At 56.6% G+C, this 17,598-nt stretch carries 19 protein-coding genes; 14 read left to right on the top strand and 5 right to left on the bottom strand.

Annotation, left to right across the window (positions count from 1 at the left end):
- Positions 1-4: 4 nt before the first annotated feature.
- Positions 5-370 (bottom strand): nuclear transport factor 2 family protein, encoded by a 366-nt coding sequence (locus GSQ70_RS14715; protein ID WP_233268311.1) that lies wholly within the window; start codon positions 368-370, stop codon positions 5-7.
- 40 nt (positions 371-410) lie between these two features.
- Entirely contained in the window at positions 411-1,142 is a 732-nt protein-coding gene (locus GSQ70_RS14710) for a MerR family transcriptional regulator (RefSeq protein ID WP_158783234.1), read from the bottom strand.
- Between the two features lie 132 nt (positions 1,143-1,274).
- Here GSQ70_RS14710 and GSQ70_RS14705 point away from each other — a divergent pair, with 132 nt between their 5' ends.
- Positions 1,275-1,802 carry a GNAT family N-acetyltransferase gene (locus tag GSQ70_RS14705; protein WP_158783233.1) on the top strand — a complete coding sequence of 176 codons (528 nt, stop codon included), beginning with the start codon at positions 1,275-1,277 and terminating at the stop codon, positions 1,800-1,802.
- 205 nt (positions 1,803-2,007) lie between these two features.
- Positions 2,008-2,583 carry an Ail/Lom family outer membrane beta-barrel protein gene (locus GSQ70_RS14700; protein WP_158783232.1) on the top strand — a complete coding sequence of 192 codons (576 nt, stop codon included), beginning with the start codon at positions 2,008-2,010 and terminating at the stop codon, positions 2,581-2,583.
- 43 nt (positions 2,584-2,626) lie between these two features.
- Here GSQ70_RS14700 and GSQ70_RS14695 read toward each other — a convergent pair whose 3' ends face one another.
- Positions 2,627-3,577 (bottom strand): LysR family transcriptional regulator, encoded by a 951-nt coding sequence (locus GSQ70_RS14695; RefSeq protein ID WP_158783231.1) that lies wholly within the window; start codon positions 3,575-3,577, stop codon positions 2,627-2,629.
- Between the two features lie 163 nt (positions 3,578-3,740).
- On the opposite strand from GSQ70_RS14695, the gene argH reads away from it, so the two are divergent.
- Genes argH through GSQ70_RS14645 form a run of 10 tightly spaced genes read left to right on the top strand, consistent with a single transcriptional unit; the run spans position 3,741 to position 12,064 of the window.
- Positions 3,741-5,168, top strand: coding sequence for an argininosuccinate lyase (argH, locus tag GSQ70_RS14690; protein WP_158783230.1), 1,428 nt, complete (start codon positions 3,741-3,743; stop codon positions 5,166-5,168).
- 26 nt (positions 5,169-5,194) lie between these two features.
- Positions 5,195-6,073: an amino acid ABC transporter permease gene (locus GSQ70_RS14685; RefSeq protein WP_158783229.1), complete on the top strand. Its 879-nt coding sequence runs from the start codon at positions 5,195-5,197 to the stop codon at positions 6,071-6,073.
- An 11-nt stretch (positions 6,074-6,084) separates the two neighbouring features.
- Complete coding sequence (locus GSQ70_RS14680; protein WP_158783228.1) at positions 6,085-6,849, top strand: amino acid ABC transporter ATP-binding protein; 765 nt, start codon at positions 6,085-6,087, stop codon at positions 6,847-6,849.
- Positions 6,850-6,867: 18 nt separating this feature from the next.
- The gene (locus GSQ70_RS14675) at positions 6,868-7,689 is read left to right on the top strand and encodes an ABC transporter substrate-binding protein (protein WP_158783227.1); all 822 of its coding nucleotides are present in this window, start codon (positions 6,868-6,870) and stop codon (positions 7,687-7,689) included.
- A 2-nt stretch (positions 7,690-7,691) separates the two neighbouring features.
- Positions 7,692-8,540: a polysaccharide deacetylase gene (locus tag GSQ70_RS14670; RefSeq protein ID WP_158783226.1), complete on the top strand. Its 849-nt coding sequence runs from the start codon at positions 7,692-7,694 to the stop codon at positions 8,538-8,540.
- The gene (locus GSQ70_RS14665; RefSeq protein ID WP_158783225.1) at positions 8,533-9,414 is read left to right on the top strand and encodes a polysaccharide deacetylase; all 882 of its coding nucleotides are present in this window, start codon (positions 8,533-8,535) and stop codon (positions 9,412-9,414) included. Before GSQ70_RS14670 ends, GSQ70_RS14665 begins: the two co-directional genes overlap by 8 nt.
- On the top strand, positions 9,411-10,787 hold the full coding sequence (locus GSQ70_RS14660) for an MmgE/PrpD family protein (RefSeq protein WP_158783224.1): 1,377 nt from the start codon (positions 9,411-9,413) through the stop codon (positions 10,785-10,787). The genes GSQ70_RS14665 and GSQ70_RS14660 overlap by 4 nt, the downstream gene beginning before the upstream one ends.
- A gap of 16 nt (positions 10,788-10,803) precedes the next feature.
- Positions 10,804-10,947, top strand: a complete 144-nt coding sequence (locus GSQ70_RS14655) for a hypothetical protein (protein ID WP_158783223.1) — start codon at positions 10,804-10,806, stop codon at positions 10,945-10,947.
- Complete coding sequence (locus tag GSQ70_RS14650; protein WP_158783222.1) at positions 10,947-11,246, top strand: type II toxin-antitoxin system RelE/ParE family toxin; 300 nt, start codon at positions 10,947-10,949, stop codon at positions 11,244-11,246. Before GSQ70_RS14655 ends, GSQ70_RS14650 begins: the two co-directional genes overlap by 1 nt.
- 41 nt (positions 11,247-11,287) lie before the next feature.
- A complete protein-coding gene (locus tag GSQ70_RS14645; protein WP_158783221.1) occupies positions 11,288-12,064 on the top strand; it encodes a DUF3750 domain-containing protein in 777 nt (258 codons plus the stop codon).
- A 99-nt stretch (positions 12,065-12,163) separates the two neighbouring features.
- Here GSQ70_RS14645 and GSQ70_RS14640 read toward each other — a convergent pair whose 3' ends face one another.
- Both GSQ70_RS14640 and speB read right to left on the bottom strand, forming a co-directional pair.
- Positions 12,164-13,252, bottom strand: a complete 1,089-nt coding sequence (locus GSQ70_RS14640; protein ID WP_158783220.1) for an iron-containing alcohol dehydrogenase family protein — start codon at positions 13,250-13,252, stop codon at positions 12,164-12,166.
- A 37-nt stretch (positions 13,253-13,289) separates the two neighbouring features.
- Positions 13,290-14,252: an agmatinase gene (gene speB / locus GSQ70_RS14635; RefSeq protein ID WP_158783219.1), complete on the bottom strand. Its 963-nt coding sequence runs from the start codon at positions 14,250-14,252 to the stop codon at positions 13,290-13,292.
- A 132-nt stretch (positions 14,253-14,384) separates the two neighbouring features.
- On the opposite strand from speB, the gene GSQ70_RS14630 reads away from it, so the two are divergent.
- Positions 14,385-15,284 (top strand): LysR family transcriptional regulator, encoded by a 900-nt coding sequence (locus GSQ70_RS14630; protein WP_158783218.1) that lies wholly within the window; start codon positions 14,385-14,387, stop codon positions 15,282-15,284.
- A gap of 68 nt (positions 15,285-15,352) precedes the next feature.
- Complete coding sequence (gene dinG, locus GSQ70_RS14625; RefSeq protein WP_158783217.1) at positions 15,353-17,515, top strand: ATP-dependent DNA helicase DinG; 2,163 nt, start codon at positions 15,353-15,355, stop codon at positions 17,513-17,515.
- Positions 17,516-17,598: the final 83 nt, after the last annotated feature.

Raw genomic sequence — 17,598 nt, 5'->3', positions numbered from 1 at the left:
CTGATTACCGGCCCAGCACGGGGATCTTTTCGTACAGCATGGCGCCCATGTCGTAGTAATCGCGTTGAAAACTGATTTTGTCGTCGCGGAACTGCAGGTAGCTGCTGCCTGACAGCTGTTGCTTAGCCCCGCGTTGCAGGGCTGGATGGGCATAAATCATCTGCCAGATCAGCAGTGCAGCCCCATCAGGGAGATGGGACTCCGGGACTTCAAACCGGCAGTAGTGCAAGTTTTTCAGCAGCGAGGCGAAGTAGTTTTCCACCACTGGCAGGCTGTTATGCTCACCCACCGGGTCGGCGAGGCATACGTCATCATGATAAATTTCGGCCAGCTGCTGCTGACTGAGGTCGAGCGTCTGATAAAACGCCACCAGTTTTGTCAGCGTTGTCTGCTGCGTAATGAATCACTCCTCAACTGCCCAGATGGGTGATTAAAAATCCCTGCTCCTGCCAGTGTGAAAGTTGTTCCTGCTGACGACGGGTCAGGGGTTTGCCGGTAAAGACAAAAATGTTCTGTCCCGGAAAAAGTTCAGGGCGCGGCAGGTCCAGCGGTTCAGCCATCACATCCATGCGCCAACCCTGCTGGGACAGCCGCCAGGCTTCCAGCCAGATGCGGGTGCGGTCATCCGTGCCCCAGCCAATGATCAATGCATCCTTGCCGTGTCGCTTTCTGCTGCCGGCTAAACAAAAGGCAACATAATCAATTAAAGCGCCGTCCAGCAAACTGCACATGGCTCTGGCCGTATTTTGATCCAAACCCAGGCGCTGCCTGATAGGAATGAACACATGGTCGATCAGCGCGTCGGCCGGGTTTTCACGGCCGATGGCGGCGATTTTAGCTCTGAGTTTGGCGGGTCTGACATGACGGAGTACCGTCATCATTTCTTCCTGTTGTGTGACCCATCCATCATGAATGCTAACGTTGTCGCCTTCCAGCAGCGCTTTGACTTTTCCGACGGGCACGCCACTCTCGATCCAGCGTTTGATCTCTTCAATGCGCTGAATATCTTCATCATCAAACTGGCGGTGACCCCCTTCAGTGCGTTGAGGCTTCAGTAATCCGTAACGGCGCTGCCAGGCGCGCAAAGTGACCGGATTAATTCCGCAACGTTCGGCAACATCACCAATGCTGTACAATGCCATTAAATTCCTCTGTACTGACCTTTACACTCTTACCGTAGCGAACTCTTCATTGTTGTACAACTGATATTTTTCTGTACAAGTTGGAAGGGGGGAATTCGGGAGATATCTCACGACTTTCAGAATGGAAACGCAATGACTCACACCCACTATGAAAACCTGAATGCGGAACAGGCAAAAACAGAGCTGTCATCGCTGGTTAACGTACTTCTTGGCTGCGTGGCGCAGGATGCCAGCGTGGGGTTTATCAGCCTTGAGCCGGAGCCAATGCGTCATTTCTGGCAGGGCGTGCTCAGCAGCCTTGCCAGCGGTGACAGGCAGCTGCTGGTCGCCCGGCAGAATGGCATCATTGTCGGTACGGTAATCGTGGTGCTGGGGATGATGCCGAACGGTCAGCACAGGGCGGAAATTTCCAAACTTCTGGTCCATCCGGATGCGCGTCGCCAGGGGATTGCACGTGAGCTGCTGAGTCGTGGCGAGCAGCTTGCCCGCCAGGCAAGCAGAACGCTGCTGGTGCTGGATACCCGTAGCGGAGATGTGGCGGAGCAGCTCTATCTGAAGGGAGGATGGCAGGTGAGTGGGCGCATTCCGCATTACGCTTTATCCACCAAAGGGGTGCTGGATGCCACCACAGTGATGTACAAGTTTCTGGATCCCGCCTGACCGGCGGGCCAGTTTGCTCCGGGGCGGGCTGTTGTCTGAAAAATGTTCAAGATTATTGCGCAGTCAAAGCAGACTCTCTAAAGTTGCCGGGCCGCCGGTCAGCCCGACTGGCGGCGTCCCTTGTTTGCAGCAGCAAAGACTGCAGTGGACCTCTGGTTGTCGTGTGCAGCACGAATAGATGGATTGAAGGATAAGGATATTGAACATGTTGAAAACCCTCCCCCGGGCGGCTCTGGCTGCCATTTTTGTGATGGGCGCAGCCCACGCCGAGACCCATACCCTGTCAGCCGGTTATGCCTATCAGGAAGTGAAGCATTTTAACCAGTTTGCCGGTATTAACCTTAAATACCGCTACGAGTTCAACAACCGGTACGGGTTGATCGGTTCGTTCAGCTTTGTTTCAGGCAGCGATCCTTACGATGGGCTGAGCAGCAATGGCAGCACGGTGAAAAACAACGTCAGAGTAAAAACGACCAGTTTGCTGGTTGGCCCGGCATACCGTATTAACCGGCATGTCAGCCTGTACGGGCTGGTCGGTGTGAATAATGGTCAGGTGAGTTACTCTCCGCTACGGGACAGTTCAGGGAGCCGTCCGTTTGCCGGGGATGACAATCTTTATGGCATGAAGCACGCCACCAGCTTTGCCTGGGGTGGCGGCCTACAGATTAATCCGGTCAGCTACCTGGTGCTGGATCTGGGCTATGAAGGAACCCGGAAAAGCATAGAAGGTAAGGATTATACCATGAGTGGTTTTAACATCGGGGTGGGTTACTCTTTCTGATCTGCCGGAGCTGTTCCGCCTGATGCACTGTTATAGTGCGGCATCAGGCGATCCCCAGGGACTCCATGAACAGCTTGATGATCTGATTAATCTTGCGCCCTTTTTTAATGATCAGGCAGAAGGGCGTTTCCATTTGTAATTCAGGCGGGCCGAGTGAGCGCAGTTTATTTTCGCTGACGTAGCGACGGGCATAATGCTCGGGCAGATAGCCAATAAAATGGCCGGTCAGGATCAGCATCGCCACCGCCTCTACCTGCACCGCCTGAATGTTGCTTTCGCTAAAGGCAAAAAGCTTATTGCCATGGCGATGTGTGACGTAGGTATGATTAATTATTTTCTGCTGTTTTAATTGTTCAAGTGTAATGCTGTTGTTCTCGTTATGAAATAAAGAGTGATCGCTGCCACAATATAAACAGGAGATTTCAGTGTAAATTTTATAATAGTCGAAATCACTTTTCTCCTCATAAACCGGCGCAATTGCGCAATTAAATCGCCCCTCCGTTAATCCTTTTTCGATATCATCCAGATGGGCGGTCTGCAGGCGAATGTTAACTTTTGGTGCAGCCTTATGCAGCTGCTGCACGGCTTTGGTGACCGGCGATTTTGGATCGGAAATAGTGTTATCCACCACGCTCAGGCTCAGGTCGCCGAGCAATTCACTGCGGCTGTGATGCAGCCTTTCACGAAAGGTGCTCAGCGAAGCAAACAGCTCCAGCGTCGCCTGATACACGGTGATACCGTATTCTGTCAGCTCAAAGCCTTCGCGCCCCCGGCTGCACAGCGTCATCCCCAGGCGGATCTCCAAATCAGAGACCTGTTTGCTGATTGCCGCCAGACCAATATTCAGTTCGTGACTGGCCGAGGTCAGGCCGCCTGCTTCCACCACGCATTTAAATACCCGCAATAATTTCAGGTCGACATTGTTAATGGTGACTGCGGAATTATCCGTGCGGGGATAATTCATGTTTCCCATATTGGAAACCTTACTTTCCATATTAACTATTCATCCCCGAAAGAAATGCAGTGAAAGTAAGAGTGAACCTGAATTAGCCGCTAATTACCAGACGGCAGCCAAAAATAACTTTTATTTATCGATGATGCCGCAATCAGAAGATTTTCTTATTCCGGCAGCGGAAACCTGTGCTAAGAGAGGAATTATGTCTGACAGTGCCGACCGTTTATGGGGTGCCCGTTTCAAAAGTGCGCCTGCCGCCGCCTTAACCGCGCTGTCGCGCAGTCCGGAATACTATTTCGCTCTGGCCCCCTACGACCTGGCGGGCTGCCGGGCTCATGCCCATGAACTGGAGCGTGCCGGTCTGCTGACTGCGGCGGAAACGGTGGAAATGGTTGCCGCAATCGACCAGCTGGATGCGGATTACCGCGCCGGGAAAGTTGACCCGATCCTCGCCGATGAGGATGTGCATACTTTTATCGAACGTGTGCTGACTGAACGGCTGGGAGCGTTGGGCGGTAAGCTGCGTGCCGGTCGTTCCCGTAACGATCAGACTGTTAACGATCTGCGCCTCTACCTGCGTGACAACGTCCGCAAAATCACTACCGCGCTGCTGGCACTCCAGCAGGCGCTGGTAGGGCAGGCGCAACAGCATACCAATACCATCGCGCCGGGTTTTACCCATCTGCAGCAGGCTCAGCCGATTGTGTTTGGCCATCAGTTGCTGGCACACGCTCAATCTTTCTCGCGGGACATCGATCGCCTGCAGGATTGGGATCGCCGCAGTGCCTTCTCACCATTAGGCTCCGCCGCGATGGCCGGATCTGCTATTGCCCGTCGGCCGGAAATGTCCGCGCAGGAACTGGGTTATCTCGGCGCATGTGAGAACTCGATTGATGCCGTTGCCAGCCGTGATTACGTGGCGGAATTTCTGTTTATCACCAGCATGATCGGCGTCAACCTTTCGCGCATCAGCGAAGAGGTATGTCTGTGGACCTCCCGCCAGTTCCGCTGGGTGGAGATCAGCGACAGCTACGCTACCGGCAGTTCGATTATGCCGCAGAAAAAGAATCCGGATATTGCCGAACTGACCCGTGGCCGCAGTGGCCGCCTGATCGGCAATCTCACCGCGATGCTCGCCACCATGAAGGCGATGCCGCTCTCTTACAACCGCGATCTGAGTGAAGACAAGCGCAGCGCGATTGATTCCGTCAACACGCTGCTGCTGGTGTTGCCGGCGATGGCCGGAATGATTGAAACCATGAAGGTGAACGAGGCAGAGCTGCTGGCACAGGCTCCGGATGGCTTTACGCTGGCGACCGAAGTGGCCGACTGGCTGGCGATGCGCGGCGTGCCATTCAAAGAAGCCCATGAAATCACCGGCCAGCTGGTGCAGCTGTGTGAATTCCATCAACAGGGACTCACCGATCTTACCGACGAACAGCTGGCAGAAGTGGACACGCGGCTGACTGCGGAAGTACGCAGCGCCCTGACGCTGGAAGCGGCAATCCACTCCCGTGACGGTTTTGGCGGCACGTCCCCGGCACGAGTCACCGAACAAATCACCCGTCTGCAGGCGCGTATGCAGCAGCAGACCGACTGGGTTAACGCTTATCAGGGCCCCCGTCTGTAACCCGTCAATTTAACTCCGGAGGCTCAATGAATACTTCGCAAAACCCCGGTGCCGCAGGCATCCGGGCGCAGGGCGAGCCCTCATACGATCTCAAGCAGTATGAGATGGTGCCGAAGCGCTATTACGGGCGGATCACCGCGACGGTGGTGATCATCCTGCTGCTGGCTTCGCTGGTTCACGCTTTCTCGCAGGGCAAAATTGAGTGGTCCTATGTCGGGCAGTTCTTTACCGCCCGCGCCATTCTTGATGGCGTCGTGAACACACTGGTGATGTCGATTCTGGCGATGGCGCTGGGCATCTTTTTTGGCGTGGTGGCGGCGATTATGTATATGTCGCCCAATCCGGTGCTGCATTACATCTCGGTAGGCTATGCGTGGGTGTTTCGCGGCACGCCGTTAATCCTGCAGCTGCTGCTGTGGTTTAACCTGGCGCTGGTGTTCCCGACCATCTCGATCCCCGGCGTGTTCAGCGTGGAAACGGTCAATGTGATGACGCCGTTTGTCGCCGCGCTGCTGGGGCTGAGTATTAATCAGGGCGCTTACACCTCGGAAGTGGTGCGTGCCGGACTGCTGTCGGTGGATACCGGTCAGTACGAAGCGGCCAAGTCGATTGGCATGCCGCGTCTGCAGGCGCTGCACCGCATCATTCTGCCACAGGCGATGCGCGTCATTTTGCCCCCGGTGGGCAACGAATTTATCAGCATGATCAAGACCACCAGCCTGGCAAGCATGATCCAGTACTCCGAACTGCTCTACAACACGCAGAACATTTACTACGCCAATGCGCGCGTGATGGAGCTGCTGTTCGTGGCGGGCATCTGGTATCTGATTATCGTGACCGTGCTGTCGTTCGGGCAGAGCCGTCTTGAGCGCTACTTCTCTCGCGGCCAGCGCCGCCGTAACTAAGGAGAATTGCGATGAGGAATATTGTCCGTGCCGTTGAGGTGAACAAATATTTCGACAACTTTCACGCGCTGAAAGACGTCAGTCTGGAGGTGAATTACGGCGAGGTCATGTGCATTCTCGGGCCGTCCGGGTCGGGGAAAAGTACCTTTCTGCGCTGCATCAATCAGTTGGAGAAGGTCGACCAGGGTGGGATCTGGATCGATAACGAACTGGCTGGCTATCGCATCGCCGGGAACAAACTGCACCCGCTGAGCGACAAGCAAATCGCCCGTCAGCGCCTGCAGACCGGCATGGTGTTCCAGCGCTTTAACCTGTTCCCGCATAAGACCGCGCTGGAAAATGTGATTGAAGGCCCCTGCCGTGTGCTGCTGCGACCAAAACGCGAAGCAACGGAAGAGGCGATTGCGCTGCTGGATCGGGTCGGGCTGGCGAACAAAGCCCATGCTTATCCGCAGTCGCTGTCCGGAGGACAACAGCAGCGCGTGGCCATTGCTCGTGCGCTGGCGATGAAACCCAAGCTGATGCTGTTTGATGAGCCAACGTCTGCCCTGGATCCGGAAATGGTCGGGGAAGTGCTGGCCGTAATGCGCACGCTGGCAAAAGAGGGAACCACCATGGTGGTTGTGACCCATGAAATGGGCTTTGCCCGTGAAGTGGCCAACCAGGTGGTGTTCATGGATGAGGGGCGCATCATTGAACGCGGTGCGCCTGAAGACATCCTGCTCAATCCGCAAAATCCGCGGATGCAGAACTTTATCTCCGCCATTCTTCTTTAACAACCCAGGGATATTCAGATGAAAAAGATCGTGCTTTCTGCCGTTGCTGCCGCTGTCCTGATGCACTCCGCCGCCTGGTCCGCCGAACTGCCTGCGGCCATTAAATCGAAAGGGGAAATGACGGTAGCGATTATGCCGAACTATCCACCGATGGAGTTTAAAGATCCTGCCACCAACACCCTGAGCGGTGTGGATGTCGATTTGGGCAATGCCATCGGCACCAAACTGGGCATCAAAATCAACTGGCAGGAAATTGCTTTTGAGCAAATGGTCAACGCCGTGTCCACCAAGCGTGTCGACATGGTGATGTCAGGCATGACCGACACCGAAGAACGTCAGAAAGTGGTCAGTTTTATCGACTACTTCACGACCGGCCCGCAGTTCTACACTCTGGCCGGGCGAAAAGACATCAATACCGCTTCCGACCTGTGCGGTAAAAAAGTGGGCACCAGCCGTCGCACCACTTTCCCACAGGAAATTGCCAAATGGAGCCAGGCGAACTGCGAAGCCAAAGGCAAGCCAGCCATCGTGGTGGTGGGTGCTGAAGGCACTGCCGATGCCCGTACCCAGCTGCGCCAGCGACGTCTGGATGGTGCAGTACAGGGCAGCGAAACCCTGCCGTACGTGATGAACCTGGAGAAAAACACCTACAAGCCGCTGGATAAAGCGATTGCTACCCAGTTTACCGGCATGGCGATCGACAAAAACGATCCGGCGCTGATTGCTGCGATTCAGGGCGCGGTCAACGACCTGATTGCTGACGGGACTTACGTGAAGATCCTCAGCAAATGGGGCCTGGCAGATAACGCCGTTAAAACGGCCACCGTGAACGGGAAGTAACCATGACTGCACCTGACGTTCGCCCGCGCTGGCCACAAGGCCGCGAAGGTTGTATGGCGCTGGCTTTTGACCTCGACGGGCCGACCGGTGATGCGATGCTCAACGGCACGATCTGGCAGAAGCCTGAGTATTTCACCTTTGGTGGCTACGGCCCGTTCCGGGCGCTGGGAAGACTGCTGGATATGCTGGAACAGTACGACGTTCCGGCAACGTTCTTTATTCCTGCCTGGGTGGTGGAACAGTGGCCGCAGCAGTGTGCGGCGATTGTTGAAAAGGGGCATGAGGTGGCTTATCACGGCTACCGGCATGAATCTTTTTATGCGCTCAGCGGTGATGAACAGCGTCAGGTGATGGAAAAATCCCGCGAAATATTCTGGCAGCACCTCGGCATTCGTGCCCGGGGTTTTCGCACGCCGTCGGGCGACTGGCATCAAGAGACGCCGGGTGTGTTGCTGGATGCTGGAGTGACTTACTCCAGCAGCATGCGCGGTGACGATCGCCCGTATGCCATCAGCGTGCCGGGTTATCAGCAGCCGCTGGTTGAAATCCCCGGTAAATGGGAGATGGATGATTACGCCTCGCTGGCCTATACCCGCGAGCCGGATTTCCCGAAAGGGCTGGATCGTACCGCCAGCTATGCGCTGACGCTGGATAACTGGTGCCGTGAGTTTGACGGCGCGATGGATGAAGGGCTGTGTCTGACCACCTTGTTCCACCCAAAAATCAGCGGAAAACCGGGGCGCATCCTGCTGCTTGAGCAGTTTATTGCCCATATGAAGCAGCGTGATGTGTGGTTTGCCCGCTGCCAGGAAATCGCCCACTGGTATCTGCAGGAGCAGCAGCATGACTGAACAGACCCGCTGGCCCGCTGGCCAGCAATCGGCGGTGGTGCTGACCATCGACTTCAACGATATTCACGGCATTCTCACCCAGACACCTGCCGTCGCCGGAAGGGATAAAACCCTGTCGGTCTGGCGCTATGGCACACTGCGCGGGGTGGATCGTTTGCTGGCCTTGCTGGCAGCGAAAAACGTTCGTGCCAGCTGGTGTTTACCGGCGATTGTGGCCGAAGAGAATCCCGAAGTTTTCGCGCGAATTGTGGCTGCAGGGCATGAAATCGCCTGTAGTGGCGACCGTCATCAGAATTTCGACACGCTGACGCTGACAGAGCAGATTGCCAGCGTGACGCAGGGTTGTGCCAGCCTTCAGGCCGCGTCTGGTCAGAACGTGGTGGGCTTCCGCACGCCTGCGGGGCAATGGAAACCCGGGCTGGCAGAGGCGCTGGCAGAGCAGGGGATCCGCTGGTCATCCTCATGGCGCGGCGACGATCTGCCGTATTTTCACCCAGCCACCCGGCTGGTGGAGCTGCCTATGCACTATGAGCTGGAAGATGAACCCTATTTCGCCTTTAACCTCAGCCCTGCCGTGCCTCCGGGCCAGTCACGTATTGCCTCTTACCAGCAGACGCTGCAGAACATGAAGCTGGATTTTCAGGGCTTCCATCGCTTCGGCCTGTGCTACGTATTGCGTCTGCATCCGGAAATTATCGGTACCGCCGGGCGTATTGGCCTGCTGGGCGAGCTGCTGGACTTTATGGCCGGGCACCAGAAGGTGTGGATGGCAACGGCGGCAGAAGTGGCAGACTGGTGGCAGACGCAGCCGGATAACGTCAGTGAGCATCCGGCAGAAATCTTCCAGCGGCAAATCCAGGAGCAGCTGGCATGAGTCAGAGCATGATCGATCTGGCCCGTTTCGTGGTGCAAACGCGCTTCGGCGATCTGCCGGAGTCGCTGGTAGCCCGGGCACAACGACATATCCTTGATACCTTCGGCGCTACGCTGGCAGGCAGCAACAGTCCGATAGCGCTGGTGGTGCAGCAGACCGTGATTGCCGAAGGCTGTACGCCGCTGTCGGCAATCTGGGGCTCTTCGTTGCAAACCAGCCCGCGTAATGCGGCATGGCTCAACGGCGTGGCGGCTCATATGTATGAGCTGGACGATACCGGTGGCTGCGATCACTCCGGCGCGGTGGTGCTGCCTGCGGTTATGGCGGCTTTGCCTCTTTGTGCCGGGCCGGTTTCAGGGCAGTCTCTTATTACCGCCGTGGTGCTGGGCTATGACGTGGGTCGCCGGGTGCTGGAAGCCTGCGGCAGCTACGCACCGCATAACGAAGCGGGCTGGCACTCTACTTCGACCTGCGGCGTGTTTGGTGCGGCGGCGGCAGTGGCCTCCCTGCTGCAGTTGAGTGAGCAGCAAACGGTGCAGGCGCTGGGCATTGCGGCCAGCAACAGCTGCGGGCTGTGGGGCTTCATTCACGATGGATCACAGAGCAAAAAACTGCATGCAGGACGAGCGGCGGAAGGTGGCCTGCTGGCGGCAATGCTGGCTGAAAAGGGTATCACCGGTGCTTCGCAGACCTTTGAGGATGTCTGGGGGGGGTTCCTGAAAACCTTCGCACCGCTCAGCCGTCAGCCAGAGGCGCTGACCGCCGGGCTGGGGGAAGTCTGGAAGCTCAACCGTTGCTCCATCAAGCCTTACGCCTCCTGCCGGGGGACGCATTCCGCCATTGATGCCATCGGCTTGCTGATGGAAGAACAGCGCTGCACTGCGGAGCAGACTGCGTATATTCACGTCTACCTCAATCCGTTCCTGCTTGAGATGTGTGGTAATACCGACCGTGAAAGCCTGGCGGCGGCACAGATGAGTCTGCCTTATGCGCTGGCGGCAAGGGTACTGTTTGGGCATGCCGGGCTGGATGCTTATGACGATGATAAACGTGCCAGTGAAGAGATCAGCGCGATGTTGCAGCGTATTGTGTTGCATATCGATCCGGAGCAGGGTAGCAGCGATGAGCCGATTATTGAGCTGGAAACATTAAGCGGTGAACGCTGGCGGAAACAGGTCACCCTGCCACTTGGCGCACCGCAAAACCCGCTCAGCGATGAAGCGCTGTTGGCTAAATTTGACCAGCTTGCCGCCAGAGTGATGGCACCGGAACAGCGAGAACGGCTGCGTGAATGCTGCCTGGGCTTAGTCGATATCGCAGATATTTCAATACTGACCAGGCTGTTGCAAAAGCCATTGCGGGCCTTCTCGTAAATCAAACGTAGTGGTAATGTCGGTTGAAGATTACAACGCGCTGGAACATCTCAAGCGACAGTCTTTACGAAATTCACTCGCCCGCTCAATCGCGCAGGCGCAAACAGGAAATGTGGCAGAAGGGGATGTCATTTTTGATGGGTTAATGAAGGATCTTTAATGGCCCGCTTTACGCTGACGCAGGATGCGCAGGAGAACATGTGCGAGATAAAGGGCTACTCGATCCGGGAGTTTGGACAGGGTGTCGCGAAAGAGTATTTGTCTGCAATGCGGACCACCTTCCAGCGTCTGGCTGATAATCCGGAAACGGGTCATGATGAAACCGCCAGTTTCTGGCCGGATGTGTTCAGTTTTCCCTGCGTGATCCACACGGTATATTACATCCTGAACCCCGGTGGCATTACGGTCATCGGCGTGATACATCAAAGCCGCTTGCCCGGATTGCTGCCGTCACGTTAATCATAGTTTTGCCCTTTTTCCTTCACCAGGCCAATAAAGCGATGATCTTTATTAAAGCGATCGTTATCGGTTTTATCTGCGTACTGCTGTTGTCTTTTGCCCAGAGCTACTACAAAGCCACCCACAACGGCGTGGTGCTAAATGGTCAGAGCTGGTCCACCGCGAGGCGTGATTCTGCCGAAATGGCTCCCGATCCGCGCAAAAACCGCGATGAAGCCATTGTGCAGATTTATGCTGCGCCGACGTTTGGCTGGCGGGGGCTGCTTGCCGTGCATCCGTGGATCATTATCAAAAAAGCAGGTGAGACAGAATTCAGCCGTTATGAGGTGATCAGTTGGGGCAGCACCAATGTGGTTCGCCGGGATTATGCGTTGCCGGATGGCTACTGGTTCGGCGCAAAACCGGTGCTGCTGGTGGATCACCGTGGTGCTTCTGCCGGGGCGATGATCCCGCGGATTGAAGCGGCGATCCGCAGCTATCCCTGGCCGCAGACCTACCGGGTCTGGCCGGGGCCGAACAGCAATACCTTCCTGGCGCATATTGGCCGGGAAGTCCCTGAGCTGCGACTGGATTTACCCGCCAATGCCATCGGCAAAGACTACCGTTCGCTGAGTAATCCGGTGGGCCTGCCGCCCTCAGGCAGAGGAGTGCAGGTTTCACTGCTGGGTGTGCTGGGGGTGACGCTGGGAGCTGAAGAGGGAGTGGAGTTCAATATTTTAGGCTTCAACGTGGGTATGGATGTCCGGACACCGGCTCTGCGCCTGCCGTTTATTGGCCGACTGGGGATGGCTAAGGTTGAAACTGATCGCGGAAGCTGAAGAAGAAACCCGATTCTTGCTTAACGGCAGGAGGCTTTTACCTCCTGCATGAAGGCATTCAGCAGTGACGATCTTAAACCATCAGACTATTTTCGCCATTTAACCCACTTCAGCCGCAAGGCCTTCAACACGGGCGATGGCCTGGAACAGCGCTTCAACCGTTACCGGCTCTGCCATGTTTTCCATATCCGGTGCGCGAACAGATTCCCGCACGATCACCTCCAGTTCCGCTTCCGTCAAATCGGCAATTTCCGTCAGGCTTAACGGCACGCCGCACTGGCGGGCCAGGCGCATTTCACGCTGCAGCTCTTCATCACTGCGCTGTTCCAGCGCCAGCAGGCACAGGTTGCCATAACCCACCAGCAGGCCGTGACCAAACTCGCGGGTTTTATCGCAGAAGGTAAAGCCTTCGTAGATAGCATGAGCGGCCGCAGCATGGGCACCGTTGCTCATCAGCGAGGTCAGCCCGGCGAAGGTAAAGATCACATCCAGCGACTGGTCCAGGTGATGATCCGGCAGGTTATTGCGCACGGCTTCACAGGCCGCAGGCCCGTGAGCGGCAATCACCTCATAGCAGATCAGGCTGTGCGCCAGTGACGAACGGGCATTGGCGTCCAGCGCCGGGTGGCGCTGACTGACGGCCCGGAACTCATACCATTTTGCCAGAGTGTCGCCCAGACCGGCTGCCAGCCAGCGCAGAGGAGCCTTTGCCAGCAGTTCGCTGTCGATAATCACCGCAGCCGGGGCCTGAGGAAGCGGGAAAATATCGAAGAAGTTACCGTTGTCGTCATAGCGAATGCTCAGCGGTGTGACGGCGGAACAGGTGGCGGCGATAGTCGGAATGGTGATCACCGGGATGTTATGTTCTGCGCCCACCGCTTTGCAGGTATCCAGTGATTTTCCCCCTCCGGCAGCGATAATCACCTCTGCTTTCAGGGAGTTCGCCAGCTCGCCCAGGCGGGCAATCTGCTGCAGCGAAGTCTCACCGCCAAACCACTCAGTGCCCAGCAGTTCAACCCCGGCATCAGCCAGCTGCGAGCTGACATGGGGTTCAACCGCTTTCAGCGCCTGATGGCCGCCAATCAGCAGCGCCCGCTGTCCCAGCTCGCGACAGATCTCGCCGAGTTGATGTATCACTCCGGCACCACGCAACACGCGGGCGGGAAAAACCAGATTTTGTTCAGACATGCTGACCTTACTCTCAGTAGCCTGGCGCAGTGCGCCGTTAGTTGTGGTTCACTCCGGGTAACACACAGAGCATTTCATACAGAATATTTGCCGCCAGCTGGGAAGTGGTGCCGCTGATATCGTATGGCGGCGAGACTTCGACCAGGTCGGCACCGATCAGATTCAGGCCCCGGCAGCCACGGACGATTTCCAGCCCCTGAATCGAGGTCAGACCGCCCACTTCCGGCGTGCCGGTTCCGGGAGCCCATGCGGGATCAAAACTGTCGATATCATAAGAAAGATAGACCGGTCCGCTGCCCATCCGCTCACGCACTTCGGCCATCAGCGGCGTCATCGACTGATACCAGCACTTTTCAGCCGGGACCAGATGGAAGCCCTGATCGACGCCCCATTTGAAATCACCCGCATCGTAGCCCTGCGCGCGCTGACCAATCTGCACCACACGTTGCAGATCCAACAGGCCTTCTTCGACCGCGCGGCGGAAAGTGGTGCCGTGGGCAATTTTTTCACCAAACATCTCATCGTTGGTATCGGTGTGCGCATCCACGTGGATCAAGCCTACCGGGCCATGCTTTTTCACCAGCGCCCTGAGTATCGGCAGCGTCAGCGTGTGGTCGCCGCCCAGCGTCAGGGGCACCAGGGGAAAGGCATTCAGACGGGTGTAATAGTCTTCAATAATCTGCACTGACTTGTGCAAATTATAGGTGTTGATTGGCACGTCGCCGAGATCGGCCACGCGCAATGAATCGAACGGAGCGGCGCCCGTCGCCATGTTATACGGGCGGATCATCACTGAATCAGCACGAATGGCCCTTGGCCCGTAGCGGGTTCCTGAACGCTGAGAAGTGCCGATATCCAGCGGAATACCGATAAAAGCCGCATCCAGGTCATCCGGTTGTTCCGCCGCTGGCAGGCGCATCATCGTGCCCCGACCGGCAAAACGGGGCATATCGTTACCGCTCTGCGGCTGGGGGAAATCGCGTTCGTACTCAGAACTCATCAGGGCTTTCTCCATTGAGGAATGTGATGGATCACCATCATCTGTCGGATCAGACTGAGAAAAAATCATTGACAACAAATAATCAGTTCAGAGATTACTTAACTATCTTTTTATTCTGCTGAAGGACATTCCGTGAGTGCCAACCGCCTGCCCAACCTGAAACTGCTGACTATTTTCGCCACGGTGGCCCGCTGTCAGGGGTATTCACGTGCCCAACAGGAGCTGAATATGACCACGCCTGCCATCAGCGGCTATATGAGCGAGCTGGAAGAGCGGCTGGGATTTGTGCTCTGCCAGCGTGGACGCGGTGGTTTCGCACTGACGCCGAAAGGCGAGCAATTTTTACAGTACAGCCTGCAGCTGCTGGGGACGTTGTCAGATTTTGATCGCCAGGTAGACAGCCTGAAGACGGAACAGGGCGGTACTTTCTCACTGGGGGTGGTGGACTCCACTTCCACCGACAGCCAGCTTGGACTCGCGGAAAGCATCAGCCAGTTCAGCGAGCGCTTTCCGGCGGTCTATCTGAACCTTTCCGTCCGTGATCCAAACGCACTGCAGCAGCAGGTGCTGGATAACCGGCTTGACCTGGCTATCGGCCATTTCCCGGTCAACGTCAATAATCTGGTGACCGTGCCGCTGCACCACGAGCAGCACTGGCTTTACTGTAGCGATCGTCATCAGCTGTTCGACGGCGCTGATGACGAAGCGGGAGATTTGCACAATTATGGCTTTGTTACCCGCAGCTACTGGAATCAGTCGGAGCTGGCCCGGCGAGGGTTCAAAGCCAGCTCGGCATCGGTGGAGAGCATCGAAGCGCAGCTGATCCTGATTTTGTCAGGGCGCTACATAGGCTATTTGCCAGAGCATTGCGCACAGTCCTGGGTGGAGAAGGGGCGTTTACGGATGCTATCTCCGCAGCAGTTCAGCTATCAGGCACCCTTCTCGTTGATATTCCGCCGGGGCCGCAGTCGGGAAACGCTGATCCGCACCTTTCGCGATTTGGTCAAATTGCGAGCTGTCCCTGAGGAATAAACAGAGAGGGCTGACTCTGAGGAAATACTGTGTAAAAATACAGTCTGTTTTAATCAAAAGTGGTTGTCATGGCGCTAAATGCTGCGTTGAAAGCGCAAATTGCCGGTTGGTACAAAGCCCTCCAGCAACAGATCCCGGATTTTATTCCTCGCGCTCCGCAGCGGCAGATGATTGCCGAAGTGGCAAAGACCCTGTCGGGAGACGATGGGCGTCATCTGGCGATTGAGGCTCCGACTGGGGTGGGGAAAACACTTTCCTATCTGATCCCCGGCATCGCTGTGAGCCGCGCGGAAGAGAAGCCGCTGGTGGTCAGCACCGCTAACGTGGCGCTGCAGGATCAGATCTACAGCAAAGATTTGCCGCTGCTGAAGAAAATTATTCCCGACCTGCAGTTTACCGCAGCCTTTGGCCGTGGGCGCTATGTCTGCCCGCGCAACCTCTCGGCGCTGGCAACGGATGAGGAAAAGCAGGGAGATTTGCTGCTGTCTCTTGATGATGCGATGACCGCAAGTCAGGATGAGCGCGCCCTCTGTACCCAACTGCAAAAGAATCTTGATCGGCACCAGTGGGACGGTCTGCGCGACCACTGCGAAGAGTCGATTGACGATTCACTCTGGCAGCGCCTGAGTACTGATAAGGCCAACTGCCTGGGCAGCAACTGCCACTGGTTCCGCGAATGTCCGTTCTATGTGGCGCGGCGTGAAATTGAACACGCCGATGTGGTGGTGGCTAACCATGCACTGGTGATGGCGGCGCTGGAAACGGAATCGGTGCTGCCGCCGCCGAAAAATCTGCTGCTGGTGCTGGACGAGGGGCATCATCTGCCGGACGTGGCGCGTGATGCGCTGGAGATGAGTGGCGATATCACGCCGGGCTGGAGCAGTATTCAACTGGACCTGTTCGGTAAGCTGGTGGAGCAGTGCATGGCGCAGTTCCGGCCGAAAAGACCGCCGGGGCTGAGCAATCCTGAACGTCTGAAGGCGCATTGTGAAGAGGTGCGCGAACAGTTGCAGCAGCTGTCGCAGATCCTTGCGCAGTTTCTGCCGCCGGGCAATCAGGAAGGTGAGTATCGCTTTGAAATGGGATTGTTGCCGGAAGAGGTGCTGACTCTGTGCGCCCGGTTGTTCAAGCTGAGCGACGGCCTGCGTGGGCTGGCGGAAGCGTTATTGAACGATCTGAGCGAGAAGTCCGGACAGTTCGACGTGGTGCGCCTGCATCGCACGCTGTTGCAGATGAACCGTGCTCTGGGCTGGTTTGAAGCCAGTAGCAAACTGTGGCGGCTGGCGGCGATGGAGCATGCTTCCGGTGCGCCAGTCTCAAAATGGGCCACGAGGGACATTCGTGAAGGCACGGCACACCTGACCTTCCATTGTGCCGGTATCCGCGTCAGCGATCAGCTGGAGAAGCTACTGTGGCGCAAAATTCCCCATGTGGTTCTGACCTCTGCCACTTTGCGCTCGCTGAGCAGTTTCCAGCGCCTGCAGGAGATGTCCGGGCTGAGTGAAAAGGTCGGTGACCGCTTTGTGGCGCTGGACTCGCCGTTTAACCATATTGACCAGGGCAAACTGATTATCCCGCAGATGCGCTATGAGCCGATGCTGGCGAACGAAGTGGAGCACCTCGCAGAGATGGCGCACTTCTTCCGCCAGCAGATCAAAGCCGGAAAGCACCGGGGGATTCTGGTGTTGTTCGCCAGCGGCCGGGCGATGCAGCAGTTTATCTCTTGTCTGCCTGAACTGCGGCTGATGATGTTGGTACAGGGAGACAAACCCCGTCCGGCACTGGTTGCTCTCCATCGCAAGCGGGTTGAACAGGGAGAGACCAGCGTGCTGGTTGGCCTGCAGTCCTTCGCCGAAGGGCTGGATCTGAAGGGCGATTTGCTGTCTCAAGTGCATATTCATAAAATTGCTTTCCCCCCGGTGGACAGTCCGGTTATTTTGACCGAAGGTGAGTGGCTTAAGAGCCTGAAGCGTTACCCGTTTGAAGTGCAGAGCCTGCCGAGTGCCTCCTTCAACCTGATCCAGCAGGTGGGCAGGCTGATTCGCAGCCACGAATGCTTTGGCGAGATCGTGATTTACGATCGCCGTTTACTGAGCAAGAGCTACGGTGCAAGGTTGCTGGGCGCCTTGCCGGTATTCCCGATTGAGCAACCGGCAATGCCGGAAGGTGAATTGCCGAAAGCTACCCCGGTGAGCAGCAGCAAGCGGACTCCTGGCCGCCGCCGCCGCTGATAACCACTATCCGCAGTCGCTGATACCGTGGACGGGAGTGGCTATTTGACCGACCGTCGTCGCGAACAACTGAACAGAGCAGA

Origin of the sequence: Pantoea sp. BAV 3049, from assembly GCF_009765445.1 — a bacterium.
Lineage (GTDB): Bacteria > Pseudomonadota > Gammaproteobacteria > Enterobacterales > Enterobacteriaceae > Erwinia.
Note: the sequence above shows the minus strand (reverse complement) of the source record. Positions and strands in the feature narration are given on the sequence as shown.

Bases quoted from the DNA above. Each gene is read 5' to 3' on its own strand.
- GSQ70_RS14710 (WP_158783234.1), bottom strand. From the start codon at position 1,142: ATGGCATTGTACAGCATTGGTGATGTTGCCGAACGTTGCGGAATTAAT.
- GSQ70_RS14705 (WP_158783233.1), top strand. From the start codon at position 1,275: ATGACTCACACCCACTATGAAAACCTGAATGCGGAACAGGCAAAAACA.
- GSQ70_RS14700 (WP_158783232.1), top strand. From the start codon at position 2,008: ATGTTGAAAACCCTCCCCCGGGCGGCTCTGGCTGCCATTTTTGTGATG.
- GSQ70_RS14695 (WP_158783231.1), bottom strand. From the start codon at position 3,577: ATGGAAAGTAAGGTTTCCAATATGGGAAACATGAATTATCCCCGCACG.
- argH (WP_158783230.1), top strand. From the start codon at position 3,741: ATGTCTGACAGTGCCGACCGTTTATGGGGTGCCCGTTTCAAAAGTGCG.
- GSQ70_RS14685 (WP_158783229.1), top strand. From the start codon at position 5,195: ATGAATACTTCGCAAAACCCCGGTGCCGCAGGCATCCGGGCGCAGGGC.
- GSQ70_RS14680 (WP_158783228.1), top strand. From the start codon at position 6,085: ATGAGGAATATTGTCCGTGCCGTTGAGGTGAACAAATATTTCGACAAC.
- GSQ70_RS14675 (WP_158783227.1), top strand. From the start codon at position 6,868: ATGAAAAAGATCGTGCTTTCTGCCGTTGCTGCCGCTGTCCTGATGCAC.
- GSQ70_RS14670 (WP_158783226.1), top strand. From the start codon at position 7,692: ATGACTGCACCTGACGTTCGCCCGCGCTGGCCACAAGGCCGCGAAGGT.
- GSQ70_RS14665 (WP_158783225.1), top strand. From the start codon at position 8,533: ATGACTGAACAGACCCGCTGGCCCGCTGGCCAGCAATCGGCGGTGGTG.
- GSQ70_RS14660 (WP_158783224.1), top strand. From the start codon at position 9,411: ATGAGTCAGAGCATGATCGATCTGGCCCGTTTCGTGGTGCAAACGCGC.
- GSQ70_RS14655 (WP_158783223.1), top strand. From the start codon at position 10,804: ATGTCGGTTGAAGATTACAACGCGCTGGAACATCTCAAGCGACAGTCT.
- GSQ70_RS14650 (WP_158783222.1), top strand. From the start codon at position 10,947: ATGGCCCGCTTTACGCTGACGCAGGATGCGCAGGAGAACATGTGCGAG.
- GSQ70_RS14645 (WP_158783221.1), top strand. From the start codon at position 11,288: ATGATCTTTATTAAAGCGATCGTTATCGGTTTTATCTGCGTACTGCTG.
- GSQ70_RS14640 (WP_158783220.1), bottom strand. From the start codon at position 13,252: ATGTCTGAACAAAATCTGGTTTTTCCCGCCCGCGTGTTGCGTGGTGCC.
- speB (WP_158783219.1), bottom strand. From the start codon at position 14,252: ATGAGTTCTGAGTACGAACGCGATTTCCCCCAGCCGCAGAGCGGTAAC.
- dinG (WP_158783217.1), top strand. From the start codon at position 15,353: ATGGCGCTAAATGCTGCGTTGAAAGCGCAAATTGCCGGTTGGTACAAA.